This is a genomic window from Enterovibrio norvegicus FF-33 (genome assembly GCF_000286835.2).
GTDB lineage: Bacteria > Pseudomonadota > Gammaproteobacteria > Enterobacterales > Vibrionaceae > Enterovibrio > Enterovibrio norvegicus_A.
In genome coordinates, this window is sequence record NZ_AJYD02000040.1 from 1 (window position 1) to 16,836 (window position 16,836).

General features: G+C 47.2%; 17 protein-coding genes and 2 tRNA genes. All 19 read right to left on the reverse strand.

Going from position 1 to position 16,836, the window contains the following annotated elements; translation table 11 throughout:
* Positions 1 to 85 precede the first annotated feature (85 nt).
* Positions 86 to 162: transfer RNA gene (locus A1OO_RS22420), tRNA-Arg, on the reverse strand.
* Positions 163 to 164: 2 nt separating this feature from the next.
* Positions 165 to 239, reverse strand: a tRNA-Gln gene (locus tag A1OO_RS22425).
* 125 nt (positions 240 to 364) lie between these two features.
* The gene (glmU, locus tag A1OO_RS22430; protein ID WP_017005034.1) at positions 365 to 1,726 is read right to left on the reverse strand and encodes a bifunctional UDP-N-acetylglucosamine diphosphorylase/glucosamine-1-phosphate N-acetyltransferase GlmU; all 1,362 of its coding nucleotides are present in this window, start codon (positions 1,724 to 1,726) and stop codon (positions 365 to 367) included.
* Positions 1,727 to 1,931: 205 nt separating this feature from the next.
* Positions 1,932 to 2,354 carry a F0F1 ATP synthase subunit epsilon gene (locus A1OO_RS22435; RefSeq protein ID WP_016961818.1) on the reverse strand — a complete coding sequence of 141 codons (423 nt, stop codon included), beginning with the start codon at positions 2,352 to 2,354 and terminating at the stop codon, positions 1,932 to 1,934.
* An 18-nt stretch (positions 2,355 to 2,372) separates the two neighbouring features.
* Positions 2,373 to 3,776 (reverse strand): F0F1 ATP synthase subunit beta, encoded by a 1,404-nt coding sequence (gene atpD / locus A1OO_RS22440; RefSeq protein WP_016961817.1) that lies wholly within the window; start codon positions 3,774 to 3,776, stop codon positions 2,373 to 2,375.
* A 36-nt stretch (positions 3,777 to 3,812) separates the two neighbouring features.
* Positions 3,813 to 4,679, reverse strand: coding sequence for a F0F1 ATP synthase subunit gamma (atpG, locus tag A1OO_RS22445; RefSeq protein WP_016961816.1), 867 nt, complete (start codon positions 4,677 to 4,679; stop codon positions 3,813 to 3,815).
* Positions 4,680 to 4,725: 46 nt separating this feature from the next.
* Positions 4,726 to 6,267 carry a F0F1 ATP synthase subunit alpha gene (atpA, locus tag A1OO_RS22450; RefSeq protein WP_016961815.1) on the reverse strand — a complete coding sequence of 514 codons (1,542 nt, stop codon included), beginning with the start codon at positions 6,265 to 6,267 and terminating at the stop codon, positions 4,726 to 4,728.
* Positions 6,268 to 6,283: 16 nt separating this feature from the next.
* Positions 6,284 to 6,817 (reverse strand): F0F1 ATP synthase subunit delta, encoded by a 534-nt coding sequence (atpH, locus tag A1OO_RS22455; protein ID WP_016961814.1) that lies wholly within the window; start codon positions 6,815 to 6,817, stop codon positions 6,284 to 6,286.
* A 15-nt stretch (positions 6,818 to 6,832) separates the two neighbouring features.
* Positions 6,833 to 7,303 carry a F0F1 ATP synthase subunit B gene (gene atpF, locus A1OO_RS22460; RefSeq protein WP_016961813.1) on the reverse strand — a complete coding sequence of 157 codons (471 nt, stop codon included), beginning with the start codon at positions 7,301 to 7,303 and terminating at the stop codon, positions 6,833 to 6,835.
* Positions 7,304 to 7,350: 47 nt separating this feature from the next.
* Positions 7,351 to 7,608: a F0F1 ATP synthase subunit C gene (atpE, locus tag A1OO_RS22465; RefSeq protein WP_005372317.1), complete on the reverse strand. Its 258-nt coding sequence runs from the start codon at positions 7,606 to 7,608 to the stop codon at positions 7,351 to 7,353.
* A 68-nt stretch (positions 7,609 to 7,676) separates the two neighbouring features.
* Entirely contained in the window at positions 7,677 to 8,486 is an 810-nt protein-coding gene (gene atpB, locus A1OO_RS22470; protein ID WP_016961812.1) for a F0F1 ATP synthase subunit A, read from the reverse strand.
* A gap of 8 nt (positions 8,487 to 8,494) precedes the next feature.
* The gene (locus A1OO_RS22475) at positions 8,495 to 8,884 is read right to left on the reverse strand and encodes a F0F1 ATP synthase subunit I (protein WP_016961811.1); all 390 of its coding nucleotides are present in this window, start codon (positions 8,882 to 8,884) and stop codon (positions 8,495 to 8,497) included.
* A 179-nt stretch (positions 8,885 to 9,063) separates the two neighbouring features.
* Positions 9,064 to 9,957: a ParB/RepB/Spo0J family partition protein gene (locus A1OO_RS22480; RefSeq protein WP_017005035.1), complete on the reverse strand. Its 894-nt coding sequence runs from the start codon at positions 9,955 to 9,957 to the stop codon at positions 9,064 to 9,066.
* Positions 9,958 to 9,966: 9 nt separating this feature from the next.
* The gene (locus tag A1OO_RS22485; protein ID WP_016961809.1) at positions 9,967 to 10,767 is read right to left on the reverse strand and encodes a ParA family protein; all 801 of its coding nucleotides are present in this window, start codon (positions 10,765 to 10,767) and stop codon (positions 9,967 to 9,969) included.
* Between the two features lie 22 nt (positions 10,768 to 10,789).
* The gene (gene rsmG, locus A1OO_RS22490; RefSeq protein WP_016961808.1) at positions 10,790 to 11,404 is read right to left on the reverse strand and encodes a 16S rRNA (guanine(527)-N(7))-methyltransferase RsmG; all 615 of its coding nucleotides are present in this window, start codon (positions 11,402 to 11,404) and stop codon (positions 10,790 to 10,792) included.
* A gap of 6 nt (positions 11,405 to 11,410) precedes the next feature.
* Positions 11,411 to 13,300, reverse strand: a complete 1,890-nt coding sequence (mnmG, locus tag A1OO_RS22495) for a tRNA uridine-5-carboxymethylaminomethyl(34) synthesis enzyme MnmG (RefSeq protein WP_017005036.1) — start codon at positions 13,298 to 13,300, stop codon at positions 11,411 to 11,413.
* Between the two features lie 418 nt (positions 13,301 to 13,718).
* The gene (gene mioC / locus A1OO_RS22500) at positions 13,719 to 14,165 is read right to left on the reverse strand and encodes an FMN-binding protein MioC (RefSeq protein WP_016961806.1); all 447 of its coding nucleotides are present in this window, start codon (positions 14,163 to 14,165) and stop codon (positions 13,719 to 13,721) included.
* Between the two features lie 67 nt (positions 14,166 to 14,232).
* Positions 14,233 to 15,360 (reverse strand): GGDEF domain-containing protein, encoded by a 1,128-nt coding sequence (locus A1OO_RS22505; protein WP_241819259.1) that lies wholly within the window; start codon positions 15,358 to 15,360, stop codon positions 14,233 to 14,235.
* Positions 15,361 to 15,459: 99 nt separating this feature from the next.
* Positions 15,460 to 16,824 (reverse strand): tRNA uridine-5-carboxymethylaminomethyl(34) synthesis GTPase MnmE, encoded by a 1,365-nt coding sequence (gene mnmE, locus A1OO_RS22510; RefSeq protein ID WP_016961804.1) that lies wholly within the window; start codon positions 16,822 to 16,824, stop codon positions 15,460 to 15,462.
* Between the last annotated feature and the right edge of the window lie 12 nt (positions 16,825 to 16,836).

The window sequence follows — 16,836 nt, forward strand, 5'->3', positions numbered from 1 at the left end:
CGCCAGAACCTAAATCTGGTGCGTCTACCAATTTCGCCACTTCCGCAAACCTAGTTCTCTCTCACCTTTCCCTTAAGGGAGAAGATGGTGCGCGCGGGAGGATTCGAACCTCCGACCGCCTGGTTCGTAGCCAGGTACTCTATCCAGCTGAGCTACGCGCGCATTGGCTGGGATACCTGGATTCGAACCAGGGAATGGCGGCATCAAAAGCCGCTGCCTTACCGCTTGGCGATATCCCAACTGAGGCGCGTATAATATTGCGGAATAGGAAAGCCGTCAACCCCCTATTTTTCGTTTGCTGATGTTTTAACCAACCAAATAAAAAAACACCGCAAATGCGGTGTTCTTATGGCTAAATAGTCAGTTATTTTTGCTTGATCGGACGCTGCCAATCAGCAATCGCACGGGCTTTGGTACGCGTAATTACCAATTGGCCTTCTTCCACATTATTGGTCAATGTCGTGCCTGCACCAATCGTTGCGCCTTTTTTGATGGTAACTGGCGCGACCAACTGACTGTCTGAACCGACAAACACATCATCTTCAATAATGGTTTTGTGCTTATTCGCACCATCGTAATTACAGGTGATCGTACCTGCACCGATATTCACACGATCGCCAATTTCAGCATCACCGAGATAAGTCAGGTGGTTGGCTTTAGAGCCTTTGCCTAAGCGTGCGTTCTTCACTTCAACAAAATTACCGACATGGGAATCACCCACTAGCTCAGCCCCGGGACGCAAACGAGCAAAAGGACCAACAGTACAATCTTCCCCAACAGAGGCGCCTTCGATGACACTCATTGGGCGCACTAATGTGTTATCGTCAATTTCACAATCTTTCAGTACACAGCCAGCACCGATAACCACGTTATCGCCCAAGGTAACAAAGCCTTCAATCACAACGTTCACGTCAATTTCAACGTCAATGCCGCACTGCAGTTGACCACGTAAGTCAAAACGCGATGGATCACGAAGCATCACGCCGCTTTCCAACAGCTTCTCAGCCTGAGCTGCTTGAAACGCGCGCTCAAGACGCGCCAATTGAATACGGTTGTTAACGCCCTCCACCTCAATGACACTTTCAGGGTGCACGGCTTCAACTGCACGCCCTTCGTTATGAGCAATAGCGATAACGTCAGTCAGGTAGTATTCACCCTGAGCGTTTTCATTTTTCAACTGGGACAGCCAGCGACGCAGATCACGGCCAGTGGCGACCATTACGCCAGTATTAATCTCTTTGATCAGCTTTTGTTCTTGCGACGCATCTTTGTCTTCAACAATCGCGACCACTGGCCCATTGCGACGCACAATACGTCCATAGCCTGAAGGGTTATCAAGCACCACCGTGAGAAGAGCAATACCGCCGTCGGGTTGTGCCTCTAGCAAGTTTTCGATGGTTTGCTCTGAGATTAATGGCACGTCTCCATAAAGAATAAGTATCTGCTCATCATCCCTAAATTCCGATGCCGCCTGATTAACGGCATGACCCGTGCCAAGCTGCTCAGCCTGAAGTACCCAGTTAACTGGCTCTTGAGACAATGATGCTATCATCGCATCACCACCATGCCCGTAAACAAGATGCAGATCTTGAGCGCCTAATGAGCAACACGTATCAATGACGTGCTTCACCATCGGCTTACCTGCAAGCGTATGCAATACTTTAGGCAAATTGGAATACATGCGGGTTCCCTTGCCCGCCGCAAGAATCACAGCACTGAAATTCATGGGAAACTTATCCTTGGAATAAAAATGTCACATCACAATAATGGCACGTATTGTAACGACTCGTGGTGTAAAACGGCATGCTCGATAACGATAAAATCTTAATTTTCCGTCACTTTGTAGCAAAAAGCAGGCTTATTCTCGCCATTAATATAGAAAAAAGGCGACCATTCGGTCGCCTTTTCAGCTTGCTGTGTTACCTGGCTATTTAGCGTGCCTTTTTGGTCAGCTCGATAACTCGTAGCTGGGCAATCGCTTTGGCCAGATCACTGGCCGCCTGAGCAAAGTCCATGTCTCCGTGCTTATTGAGGATACGATCCTCAGCACGACGCTTCGCTTCTTCTGCCTTCGCCTGATCCAGATCGGCACCACGAATTGCGGTGTCCGCCAACACAGTGACTGTGCTTGGCTGTACTTCCAACATGCCGCCAGAAAGATAAATAACCTCTTCGTGGCCGTGCTGTTTAGTAATACGGATCATGCCTGGCGTAATGGCGGTCAGCAGCGGGGTGTGGCTTGGGAAAATACCCAGCTCACCTTCGCTACCAGTTACCTGAATAGCTTCGGCTCGACCAGAAAACAATTGTTTTTCTGCGCTTACTACATCCAGATGGAAGGTCATCGCTGCCATATCGCCTCCTAACAACCGTTACAGGTTCTTCGCTTTTTCGAGGACTTCTTCGATAGCACCACAGTACAGGAATGCCTGTTCTGGGATATCGTCATACTCGCCACTCATCATGCCTTTGAAGCCATTGATGGTGTCTTTTAGCGAAACGTAAACACCTGGTTGACCAGTAAAGACTTCTGCTACGTGGTAAGGCTGAGTCAGGAAGCGCTCAATCTTACGTGCACGAGATACAGCAAGCTTATCGTCTTCTGATAGCTCATCCATACCCAAGATAGCAATGATGTCTTTTAGTTCTTTGTAACGCTGAAGAATTGACTGAACGCCACGCGCAACATCATAGTGCTCTTGGCCGACCACTAATGGGTCCAACATACGAGATGTTGAATCCAGAGGATCGATCGCAGGGTACATACCCATAGATGCAATGTTACGTGAAAGAACAACGGTTGCATCCAAGTGAGCAAACGTGGTTGCAGGAGATGGGTCAGTCAAGTCATCCGCAGGGACGTAAACGGCCTGAACAGATGTGATAGAACCACTCTTGGTAGACGTGATACGCTCTTGAAGCACACCCATTTCTTCTGCCAGTGTAGGTTGATAACCTACCGCAGAAGGCATACGACCTAGCAGTGCTGATACTTCAGTACCGGCCAAGGTGTAGCGATAGATGTTATCAATGAACAGCAGTACGTCACGACCTTCGTCACGGAACTTCTCAGCCATTGTCAGGCCAGTCAAAGCAACGCGTAGACGGTTACCTGGTGGCTCGTTCATTTGACCGTAAACCATGGCTACTTTTGATTCAGCCGGATTTTCGATGTTTACAACACCTGCTTCCTGCATTTCAAAGTAGAAGTCGTTACCTTCACGGGTACGCTCACCAACACCTGCAAATACTGACAAACCAGAATGCTGAAGTGCGATGTTATTGATAAGTTCCATCATGTTAACGGTCTTACCTACACCCGCACCACCGAACAGACCGATTTTACCGCCCTTAGCGAACGGACACATCAAATCGATAACTTTAACGCCGGTTTCCAGCAGTTCAGTCGCGTTTGATTGGTCTTCGTAGCTTGGCGCTTCACGGTGAATAGAGTAACGCTCTTCTTCACCAATCTCGCCACGCTCATCGATTGAATCACCCAGGACGTTCATGATACGACCTAAGGTTGCTGTACCTACTGGTACTTCAATTGGCTTGCCTGTGTTCTCTACTTCCAGTCCACGACGCAGACCATCTGACGAACCCATCGCGATGGTACGGACGATACCACCACCCAGCTGCTGCTGAACTTCCAGCACCAGACGCTCGCCTTCACGTTTCACGTCCAGGGCGTCATATACCTTAGGTACAGACTCCTGTGGAAACTCTACGTCGACTACCGCACCGATGATCTGAACGATCTTACCTGTAGCCATCGTTATTCCTCTAAAAATATTTCGTTGACCCTTGCCTTACACCGCCGCTGCACCGGAGACAATCTCCGATAGCTCTTGTGTAATTGCAGTCTGACGGGCTTTGTTATACACCAGTTGCAGATCATCAATGATGTCACCTGCATTATCTGTTGCAGCCTTCATCGCAACCATTCGCGCAGCTTGTTCACACGCAAGGTTTTCAACCACGCCTTGATAAACTTGAGATTCGACATAGCGAACTAACAAGGTATCCAGCAGAGGTTTTGGCTCGGGCTCATAAATATAATCCCAAGAGTGGCTGCGTTTCATTTCTTCGTCTTCTGACTTAGGCAAAGGCAGCAATTGATCGATCACTGGTGCCTGCGTCATCGTATTTACAAACGTGTTGTAAACTAGATACAAGCGATCCAGCTGGCCTTCATCATATTTTTTCAGCATGACACCGACAGTACCAATCAAGTCTTCAAGTGACGGGTTATCGCCCAAACCTGAAGCTTGTGCTGATACTGGTGTACCGTAGTTGTTAAAGAATGCCGAGGCTTTAGAGCCAATCAGGGCAGTATCAACTTCTGCGCCTTTTTGAGTCCACTCCTGCATCCCATTGATAGCACGTTTGAACAGGTTAATGTTCAAGCCACCACACAGACCACGATCTGAAGATACGATGATGTAACCGACGCGCTTGGCTTCTCGCTCTTCCAGATATGGATGACGATACTCTAATTTACCAAGGGCGACATGACCGATCACTTTGCGCATAGTAGTCGCGTATGGACGGGAGGCTTCCATGGCGTCTTGCGAACGACGCATTTTAGAAGCGGCAACCATTTCCATCGCTTTGGTGATCTTCTGTGTGCTTTTAACACTTCCGATCTTGTTACGAATTTCTTTTGCGCCGGCCATCGTTACTCTCCGTTGTTAGAAGGCCGCAAAGGCGGCCTTCTACGCATTACCAGGTTTGAGTTGCCTTGAAGTTTTCAACCAATTTGGTCAATTGAGCTTCAATATCGCTGTTGTAGTCACCCTTCTCTTCGATCAGGGCTACCAGCTCGGCATACTGTGCCTTAGCATATGCAAGCAGAGCAGCTTCGAAATCAGCCAGTTTATCCAGAGCAACGTCTGTCAAATAGCCTTTTTCAGCTGCAAAAATCACCATGCCTTGTTCAAAAACAGACATTGGTGCGTATTGCTTCTGCTTCATCAACTCAGTCACTTTCTGACCATGATCTAGCTGTTTCTTCGTTGCTTCATCAAGGTCAGACGAGAATTGTGCGAATGCCGCCAATTCACGGTACTGTGCCAATGCCGTACGGATACCACCAGACAGTTTCTTAATGATCTTCGTCTGAGCAGCACCACCTACACGCGATACTGAAATACCTGGATCAACCGCCGGACGAATACCGGAGTTGAACAGTTCAGACTGCAGGAAGATCTGACCATCAGTGATCGAGATAACGTTGGTAGGTACGAATGCAGATACGTCACCCGCTTGGGTTTCAATGATAGGTAGCGCAGTCAAAGAGCCTGTTTTACCTGTCACTTCACCGTTGGTGAATTTTTCAACGTAGTCAGCACTTACACGTGCTGCACGCTCTAGCAAACGCGAGTGGAGATAGAAAACATCACCTGGGTAAGCTTCACGACCTGGTGGACGACGCAGCAGCAACGAAATCTGGCGGTAAGCAACAGCTTGCTTAGACAGATCATCATATACGATCAGTGCATCTTCACCGCGATCACGGAAGTATTCACCCATCGCACAACCTGCATAAGGTGCCAGGTATTGCAGTGCAGCAGCTTCAGACGCTGATGCCACAACAACGATGGTGTTTTTCAGTGCATCGTGCTCTTCCAGTTTGCGAACCACGTTAGCGATGGTTGACGCTTTCTGGCCGATAGCTACATAGATAGAGAAGATGCCAGAGTTTTTCTGGTTGATGATCGCATCGATTGCCAGTGCTGTTTTACCAGTCTGACGGTCACCGATAACCAGCTCACGCTGACCACGGCCGATTGGAATCATAGCATCGACTGCTTTATAACCAGTTTGTACTGGTTGATCGACCGATTGACGAGCGATTACACCCGGTGCAATCACTTCTACAGGAGAAGTCAATTTCGCGTCGATTGGACCTTTGCCGTCGATTGGTTCGCCAAGTGTATTCACGACACGACCCAACAGCTCAGGACCCACTGGCACTTCAAGAATGCGGCCAGTGCCGGTCACTTTCATGCCTTCCTGAAGGTCGGCATAAGGACCCATGACAACCGCACCTACAGAATCACGCTCAAGGTTGAGCGCGAGTGCAAAGCGGTTGCCAGGTAGTTCAATCATTTCCCCTTGCATAGCATCAGCAAGGCCATGGATGCGAATGATACCGTCACTGACTGACACGATGGTACCTTCGTTGCGTGCTTCACTAACAACGTTGAATTTTTCAATGCGTTGTTTGATCAGATCGCTTATTTCCGTGGAATTAAGTTGCATGCTCCAATTCCCCAAATCAAGACTGCAATGCATCGCTCAGTCTGCGGATACGACCGCTTACTGAGTTATCGATGACCAAGTCTCCAGCTCGAATCACAACCCCGGCAACCAGGGTCTCGTCTACACTACAGTTCAGCTTCACTTTGCGCTCAAGACGGGCTTCAAGTTTGCTGGTAATAGCATCCAATTGCGCTTGATCAAGCGCGATAGCAGAGAAGACATCAACGTCAATCTGCTTTTCGTAGTCTTGGCGCAGTGCCAAGAACTGGATACATACTTCCGGCAACGCTGTGAGGCGTCCGTTTTCAGCCATTACCTTAATCAGGTTTTGGCCAAGTTCATTGAGCTGTTCGCCACACACAGAGATAAAAATCTCAGTCAACTTTTCAGCTGAATGCATACCACCGATGTAATCAACGATGGTTTCATTGCGGGCAACTTCGGCAGCAAATGTCAGCATTTCAGACCATTGGTCAAATTCGCTTTTTTCTACCGCCAGATCGAAGGCTGCTTTAGCGTAGGGGCGTGCGATAGTTGTCAGTTCAGACATTGCGGCCCCTCCTTCTTAAAGTTCTGCAGTGATTTTATCGAGAATATCTTTATGAGCAGACTCATCAATAGAGCGCTCCAGAATTTTCTCAGCACCGATCACGGCCAGAGTTGCAACTTGCTTGCGAAGTTCATCACGGGCACGGTTGCGTTCAGCTTCGAGTTCAGCCTGTCCTTGGTGAAGGATATTTTCGCGCTCAGAATTCGCTTCCTCACGGGCTTGGTCGATTATTTGTGCTTTACGCTTGTTTGCCTGTTCGATGATCTCACTTGCAGAGCGCTTTGCTTCTTTCAATTGATCGGAAGCATTAGCCTGGGCCAAGTTCAGGTCTTTTGCGGCACGTTCAGCGGCCGCTAAACCGTCAGCAATTTTCTTCTGACGCTCTTCAATCGCTTGCATGATTGGTGGCCATACATATTTCATGCAGAACCAAACAAACATCGAAAACGCGATTGCCTGACCAAACAGAGTTGCGTTTATATTCACAACAGCGACTCCTCACTAGTTAGCTATACAGGATCCGTTCAGCTAAATTAGCCAGCCAGTTGACCTACAAATGGGTTTGCGAAAGTGAACAGCAACGCAATAACGATACCGATCATTGGTACAGCATCTAGCAGACCTGCAATGATGAACATCTTAACTTGCAGCATTGGAGCCATTTCTGGTTGACGCGCTGCACCTTCAAGGAATTTACCGCCAAGCAGTGCGAAACCAATCGCGGTACCCAGGGAAGCAAGACCTACAATGATGCCAACGGCAATTGCAGAAAAGCTCAATAAAGTTTCCATCACTATCTCCAGTTTCTTGTTGTCGGCTTATATGCCGGAAGGTCTAACAAAGTTGCTTACTAAAACTATTAATGATCTGAATCTTCATGCGCCTGAGACAGGTACACGATAGTCAACATCATAAAGACGAACGCTTGGATGGTAATAACCAAAATGTGGAATATTGCCCACGGTAATGAACCCAACCATTGCGCCCACCACGGCAGAAGTGCCGCAATAAGGATAAATACCACCTCACCGGCGAACATGTTACCGAACAAACGCATACCCAATGAAATCGGTTTCGCCAATAGCGATACCACTTCGAGAAGCAGGTTGAAAGGAATCATACTCCAGTGATTGAACGGGTGAAATGCCAGTTCTTTCGCAAAACCGCCCAAGCCTTTGATCTTAATGCTGTAATAAATCATCAAGAAGAAAACGCCTAGCGCCATTGCTAAGGTGATGTTTACATCTGCCGTTGGTACCACTTTTAGATAAGGAATACCAAGCCAGTGCTCCGCTGGATAAGGAAGAAAATCGATTGGAATTAAATCCATCGTATTCATCAAGAAAATCCAGACGAAAATGGTCAGAGCCAGAGGTGCAATCAGTGGATTCTTTCCATGGAAGGTTTCACGAACGTTTTCATCAACGAACTCAACCAACATTTCCACAAAACACTGAAGCTTGCCTGGTACTCCGGTTGTTGCTTTCTTTGCCACAGAACGGAACAGCCATAGGAAGCCGACGCCGATCAGGACAGAGAAAAACAGGCTATCAATGTGCACCGACCAGAAACTACCTTCACCCGCTAAACCTAATTTGTCCGTAGACAGATTGGTTAGATGGTGAGAGATATAACTGGATGGTGTAAGCGCTTCACCTGACGCAGCCATAACTCATCCTATTTGTTGTTGTTAATGAATAAAACTGGTGCAAGGATATTAATTCCAAGTACCAGCAAATAGGCCAGTTTGAGGGGAACAAGTTCCACCTCGGCATACAGGTAAACAACGGAAAATAAAACGACCGTTAACAGGATTTTGAGCACTTCACCGCCGAAAAAAGATGCAACGATAAGTTTTGCGGCTCTCGCCCCACTAAACAGGAATGCACACAATGCAAAGGCTGCGTTGGCTATCACAAAGATGCCACCGCCAATGAGTGCGGAAATTCCCCAGTCGACATTGATGGTGGTCACCATCAAGATTGCCGTTGCTAACACGACGCACAACTGTAACAGCAGCAACCTTGTCGCAAGCTTGCGACCTGGTCGCGTGAGCGTCGATACCATGTATTCGTTCCTCGATTCCTTTCCTCTTAGCACTTAGTCGTGCTGGGAAAACTGCGAAAATTATACGGGTCACCCTTTCGAATGCAATCTCATCACATCAAAAAGAGAGGCTAAATTTTACAACAGGGTAACCTGATCACAGTAAGCAAAAATTTGTAACAAAAACCCAACGCGTTGCGTCACAATTTCTCATCGAGAATTGCAAGAATTTGCATAAGTTTTTCGTTCTGGTCAAAGTTGATGACAAGCTTACCACTGCCTCCTTTGCCCTGAGACAAAGAAACTTTGGTACCAAGCTTATTCATGAGCCTATCTTGTACAGCCAAAATTTGATCTGACAGAGGCTCAGTTATCTTTTCAACCACGGGCGATAGTAACTTTTTCACCAGCGCTTCGGTTTGTCTTACTGTGAGTTTTTTATTAACGGAGGCAAGTGCTGCTTCAATTTGCGATTCACCTTCCAAAGCCAGCAATGCGCGTGCATGGCCCATTTCAAGTTGTCTACCCGACAACAATTTTTTCACGCCAACTTCCAGGCCATTCAATCGCAGTAAATTACTGATGGTAGTACGGGATTTACCGAGTGCCTCGGCAAGCTGTTGGTGGGTGAGGGAAAAATCCTGGATAAGTCGGTTAAGCGCTTCCGCTTCTTCCATCGCATTGAGATCTTCACGTTGAATATTCTCAATCAGAGCAATGGCACTGGCGGCTCTATCGTTTAACTCACGCACCAAGCAAGGCACATGGGTGAGGCCCGCTAATTTAGAAGCGCGAAAACGACGCTCACCAGCAATGATTTCATACTGCTGGTTGCCAACTTGACGCACGACCAGTGGTTGGATAACACCTTGTGCTTTAATAGATTCAGCCAGCTCTTCTAGCGCTTCTGACGCCATGTCCTGACGAGGTTGATAAACCCCTGGACGCAACGCAGTCAGCGGTAGATGCTGTAACTCGCTGTTACTAATAGCTTCACGGGTATCAGCATTCAGGTCTACGCGTGCCTGTGCTTTTGCACTGGTTGCAAGAAGCGCATCTAACCCTTTGCCCAATCCACGTTTGGTCGCGTTCATTAAATATCCTTAAGACGCATTAGCAATATCTGCAGCTTGTCTGGCCTGCTCTTCACGGCGCAGTATTTCACCAGCTAAAGCCAAATACGATTTGGCGCCACTGGAATACTTGTCGTAGTACATGGCGGGTTTACCATGACTTGGTGATTCTGCAAGACGAACATTACGTGGAATCACGGTGCGATAAACCTTGTCACCAAAGTGTTTCTTAATTTGATCAGACACTTCAGTGGCCAGACGATTCCGCGGATCGTACATGGTTCTTAGCAATCCTTCTACATGCAAGTCGGCGTTTACTACGCTGGCAAGCTTACTAATGGTGTCCATCAGCGCAGTCAGACCTTCCAATGCGAAATATTCACACTGCATGGGAACCAACACAGAGTTTGCCGCCGTCATGGCGTTGATTGTAAGAAGGTTAAGAGAAGGGGGACAATCAATGAAGATGAAATCATAGTTTTCACGAACGTCTGCAAGGGCATTTCGCAACCTGACTTCACGAGCAAACACTTCCATGAGTTTGATTTCAGCCGCCGTCACGTCACCATTGGCAGCAATCAAGTGATAACCACCGGTTGTTTCTGTTACGACGACATCGTTAAACGGCGTTTCTTCAACCAGCAACTCATAGGCGGTGGCATGCACGTCGTATTTGTCCACACCACTAGCCATGGTTGCATTGCCTTGAGGATCAAGGTCTATAACTAGCACCTTACGCTGTGTCGCGGCTAACGACGCAGCCAAATTAATACAGGTCGTTGTTTTACCAACGCCCCCTTTTTGGTTTGCTATTGCTATGACTTTTCCCACAAGTAGACCTCGCCGAGTGATCCTATCTAGCCAAGATTACTAGATGACGTTGTCCTTCCAATCCGGGAACACTCAAAGGTTTGATACCGGTCACAGAACAATCAGCCGGAAGCTCATCAATCTCGACCTGATCAACTTGTCCTTTCAGCGCAAGGAAGTGTCCGTGCTCTGATGGCAAGTGATGGCACCAGTTAACCATGTCACTCATAGAGGCAAATGCACGACTCAATACGCCATCAAAACCCAGATCTGGCTGGAAGTCTTCAACGCGGCTTTGAATCGGCGTCACATTGTCAATTTTTAACTCGTGGATCACCTGACGAATAAAACGAATACGCTTTCCTAGGCTATCAAGCAAAGTAAACGATTTATCAGGATTAATTATCGCCAATGGAACCCCCGGCAAGCCAGGACCCGTGCCCACATCGATAAAGGTTGATCCTTCCAGATGTTGGCTAACCACAATACTGTCCATAATATGCTTAATGATCATCTCTTGAGGATCACGCACAGACGTCAAATTGTAGGCTTTATTCCATTTGTGGAGCATTTCAACGTAACCAATGAGCTGGTCTTGTTGATAAGCAGGGATATCCATCCCTGCTTGTTCAATTAATTTTGCTAGTGTTTGTTTCACAGAAAATCAGGCTCCCTTTTTGAGCATGCCTTGCTTTTTCAGGTGTACCAGCAGAATCGAAATAGCTGCTGGCGTGATCCCTGAAATACGTGATGCCTTGCCGACAGTTTCAGGACGTGCATCCTGCAATTTGGCGACGACTTCGTTAGACAACCCTTTGATATGTTTGTAGTCCAATGCAATAGGGAGAGATGTGTTTTCATGGCGAACTGACTTTTCAATCTCGTCTTTTTGACGGTTGATATAGCCTTCGTATTTGATCTGAGTTTCAACTTGCTCACGTGCTTGTTGATCCTCGTTCGCAGGACCAAATGCTGGGATTGAAACCAGTTGATCGTATGTCATTTCCGGACGACGTAATAACTCTTCACCATTGGCCTCACGAGACAACGGAGCCTTGAGGATCATGTTGAGAGCCTGAGCATCCTCAGAGGTTGGGCGAATCCAAGTACTGCGAAGACGCTGTGCTTCCAGCTCCATGTTTTCAAGTTTTTGATTGAAACGCGCCCAGCGCTCGTCGTCTACGAGACCAAGTTGACGGCCCGTTTCGGTCAAACGCAGATCAGCATTATCTTCACGAAGCAATAAGCGATATTCCGCACGGGATGTGAACATGCGATACGGTTCTTTCGTGCCCATGGTCGACAAGTCGTCAATCAATACGCCCATGTAGGCTTGATCACGACGAGGACACCAGCCCTCTTTGTCTTGTGCAAATAACGCAGCATTTGCACCTGCAAGCAAGCCTTGTGCCGCCGCTTCTTCATAACCAGTAGTACCGTTAATCTGGCCAGCAAAGAACAAACCTTTTATAAATTTAGTTTCAAAGGTTTGTTTCAGATCGCGTGGATCGAAGAAATCATACTCGATCGCGTAGCCCGGACGGATCACTCGAGCATTTTCAAAACCCTTGATCGTATGGATGATCCCCATCTGCACATCAAATGGCAGGCTGGTGGAGATCCCATTTGGGTATAACTCATGGGTTGTTAACCCTTCTGGCTCAACGAAAATTTGGTGTTTGTCTTTGTCGGCAAAGCGCATCACTTTGTCTTCAATGGACGGGCAATAACGTGGGCCAATACCTTCAATCACCCCGGAATACATTGGGCTGCGATCTAAGTTATTGCGGATCAGTTCATGTGTATTTTCATTGGTATACGTGATGAAACATGGCACTTGACGAGGATGATCTGCCGCCTTACCCATGAAAGAAAACACTGGGCGTGGATTGTCACCATGCTGAGTATCCATCACGCTGAAATCGACAGTACGAGCGTCAATGCGAGGTGGTGTACCGGTTTTTAGGCGATCAACGCGAAAAGGCAATTCACGCAGTCGATCAGCTAATGCGATAGATGGCGGATCGCCTGCTCGGCCACCGGAGTAGTTTTCCAACCCAATATGGATTTTTCCACCAAGGAAAGTACCCACCGTCAAAACAACGGATTTTGCTCGAAACTTAAGCCCCATTTCAGTCACAACGCCGGTGACTTGATCTTGTTCAACAATGAGATCAATAACGGCCTGTTGGAAAAGCATTAAGTTCGGTTGGTTTTCCAATGTCTCTCGAACGGCCGCTTTGTAGAGCGCGCGGTCAGCTTGTGCACGAGTAGCGCGCACTGCAGGACCTTTTGAAGCGTTCAGCGTTCTGAATTGGATCCCACCCTTGTCGATTGCACGGGCCATTAGGCCACCGAGCGCATCGACTTCTTTCACCAGATGTCCTTTTCCGATCCCGCCAATAGCCGGGTTGCATGACATTTGCCCCAATGTATCGATGTTGTGCGTTAGCAGAAGGGTTTGTTGACCCATACGTGCAGCGGCTAGTGCAGCTTCCGTACCTGCATGACCACCACCAACAACGATGACATCAAAGTTATCCTGGTAAAACATGGTGTGACCTCAAAAAGGAAATGGTTGATTTGGGTATTGCGAAAAAGAGGATCATTCTACCGCTTTTCCAGAAGGGTGAGAACCAAAAGTGTGATCTTTGATCGAGCGGGAAGCTCTTAAATATATATAAAGATCTTTATATAGATCTTTGTATTGATCATTATTAAGGAAGACGATCTCTGTGGATAACTGGTAAATGATCAATATGATCATTCATTTAAGGCGGATCGTTTTCTGTGTGTGAGCTTGGATCAAGTTATGTACTTCCTGGGATCAAAATGGGTACTTATCAACAGGGGGGTAAAAGTGCCAAAGTTGTTATTGGGATAACTATAGGTTGATCACCGTTTAGATCCATAGTTATCCACAATTTACAGGTCACAAAATAGAATAAAATTTACCCTCTTAGCGGGCAATTTTATTCACAGAGTTGGTTTTTGTACTGTGATAACCACAATTCGGCTGGTTCTTCTGGCAATGGATGCGTGCATATATCGATATCAAGTCGGTCAATTACACGCTTTGCACCAAGTGTTTTCAGCTGTTTGTCGGCATTGATTCCTGCACCGCAAAAGGTGTCATAACTCGAATCTCCTATCGCAATGACGGCATATTCTAAGCCTGATAAATCCGGTTTATCTGTGTTTAAGGCTTCCATTAGTGGCAATAAATTATCAGGGTAGTCACCCGCACCATGTGTTGAGGTGATCAGTAACAGACATTTACTGCTTGTTACATCAACTAATTCTGCTTCATTAATGACCTTAACCGTATATCCCTCTTGCTCCAGTAGAGCGGCCAAATGGTCGCCAACGTATTCGGTACCACCCAGTGTGCTTCCGGTGATCAGGGTTATTTCACTCATAGACTCTTCTCTAAACCAGTGTAAATACGGGTAGCTAGTATTGAAGTCAGGCTATGGGCAAGTCAAGTTAACTGGGTTGACAAAATTCGTCGCGAAACAGGGGATTGATACCTTTGGGGGAGAGAGATTGGATTTTATTTTTTCCACGTTTCTTGGCGTTTGTCATCGCAACCAACGCCGTATCGATCAACTGATAGCCCGCAAGACAGCCTTCATTAGATGTAGTCACGCCTAAACTCGCTGTGCGTTTAACGGCTGTGTTATCCAACAAAACGACGCTACGACTGATGGCTGCTTTTAACTGTTCGGCGATACGCATGGCATCGTTTGCTGGTGTTTCACTCAGCAGCACAACAAAGTTATCAGCATGCATTCTGCCCAATGGTGTTATTGGGGAAAGGTTTTCTTTCAATAGGTTAGCGACATGGATGAGCACTTGGTCGCCAGTACTTCTACCATGCATTTCATTTATTTGTCGGAAACCGTCAAGATTTATCGCAATGATTGATAACGGTTTTTTCTTACGTTGTGCGCGGAAAAATAGCTCGTCAGCTTGTGTGTAGAGGCTTTGGCTATTGGCAGTTTCAGTCAAAAGATCTTCATGGACAAGCTTCCGTGATGATTCATCAATGGTATGTAAATCAACAAGATAAAAATCGGTGAGCGCCACGGAAGCCATGACTAAAACAAGAATGACACAGAGATAAGCTGCACGAGCATCAGCATCGGTTAGTGAAAGGATTGGATCTGATGATGGAATTGTTTTTGCTAAAAACAACAAAATGATAGCGATCAATGATAACCCATATCGAGGAAGACGCTCACTGGGATCAAACACCAATACTACCGCCGTTGGCACCACCAGCAGTAGAAGTTCAGTTTCAAAGTTATCTGATAGTACAAACAAAGGCAGTGTAAATTGCTGGATGAAGAAGACGAAAAACACCCAGTATTTAGCCAGCCATAGCATTCCTTCTCGCGTTAAAACAAAGGCAATAAAATAGAGGAAAGCATAGAGACCGTTGAGTAATGCGGCTGATGCATTGTCGAAAGCAAACCAGAATAATGCTGAAAAAAGTAAGGTCCCGCCTGCACATAAGCCTGCCAATAGGTTCACCATCCGTAAATGGTGAACCTGCAATTTGTCGCAACGTTCTATCCCTAAATTGAGTATAGGGCTCAGGCTATTGATCATTTAATGGCTTGAATAACGGGTAGTTGACAATAAGTGTAGCAAAGGAGGGATGAATCGTGAGGGGAGAAAAAAGCTGCCGATTGGCAGCTTTAAGTGTCTTTATTTACCAATACAGAATGAACTGAATATTCGTCCAAGAAGATCATCTGAGCTGAATTCACCCGTGATTTCGCCAAGGTGTTGCTGTGCAATGCGCAGCTCTTCAGCCAGAATTTCACCAGCCATATAGCCTTCAAGCTGCTCTTTTCCTATATCAAGGTGGCGTGCGGCTGCATCGAGCGCTTCCAAATGACGACGGCGTGCCATAAAGCCTCCTTCGGTGGCTCCTGAGAAGCCCATACAAGCTTTGAGGTGATCGCGAAGCGAATCTACACCAGTGCCTGTTTTGGCACTCAAGCGGATAAGGGTAGGCTGACTGGCGTGACAAATACCCAGTGTTTCGCCAGTCATGTCCGCTTTGTTGCGGATAACTGTCATGCCGATATTAGCCGGTAAGCGGTCAATAAATTCTGGCCAAATTTCTTCAGGTGATGTGGCATCTGTGGTGGTGCCATCAACCATAAATAGCACGCGATCAGCTTGTGCTATTTCATCCCAAGCGCGCTGAATACCGATACGCTCTACTTCATCTGACGCGTCACGTAAGCCTGCTGTATCGATAATGTGCAATGGCATGCCATCGATGTGGATATGCTCACGCAAGACGTCACGGGTGGTGCCAGCGATGTCAGTGACAATCGCACTTTCTTTCCCGGATAAGGCATTAAGAAGACTGGACTTACCTGCATTTGGTCGCCCTGCAATCACGACTTTCATCCCTTCACGAATGATAGCGCCTTGGTTGGCTTCTTTGCGCACATCACTTAGCGTGTTGATAATGCCATTGAGATCGTTAGCGACTTTGCCGTCTGATAGAAAGTCGATCTCTTCGTCGGGGAAGTCGATGGCCGCTTCTACATAGATACGCAAGTGGATCAGCGCTTCCACCAGCTGATTAACTTTGTTAGAAAATGCACCCTGTAGACTTTGTAGAGCGCTTTTTGCGGCTTGCTCAGAGCTGGCATCAATCAAATCAGCAATGGCTTCTGCTTGAGCAAGGTCGAGCTTGTCATTTAAAAAAGCGCGTTCAGAGAACTCACCAGGGCGTGCGGTACGCACACCGTCAATGGTTACGATTCGTTTGATCAGCATGTCCATAATCACAGGGCCTCCATGGCCTTGTAGTTCTAGCACATCTTCGCCTGTAAATGAGTTTGGTGATTGGAAGTACAGTGCAATGCCTTGATCAAGAGCGGTGCCTTCTTCATCTTTGAACGGCAGATATTCAGCACGACGAACAGGAAGCTCTCGACCTGTCACGGCCATGGCGACCTGTTTCGCTTTTGGTCCTGAAACGCGAACGATACCCACACCGCCGCGTCCTGGCGGGGTAGCTTGTGCGACGATAGTGTCTGTGTAACTCATGGTAGCTAAACC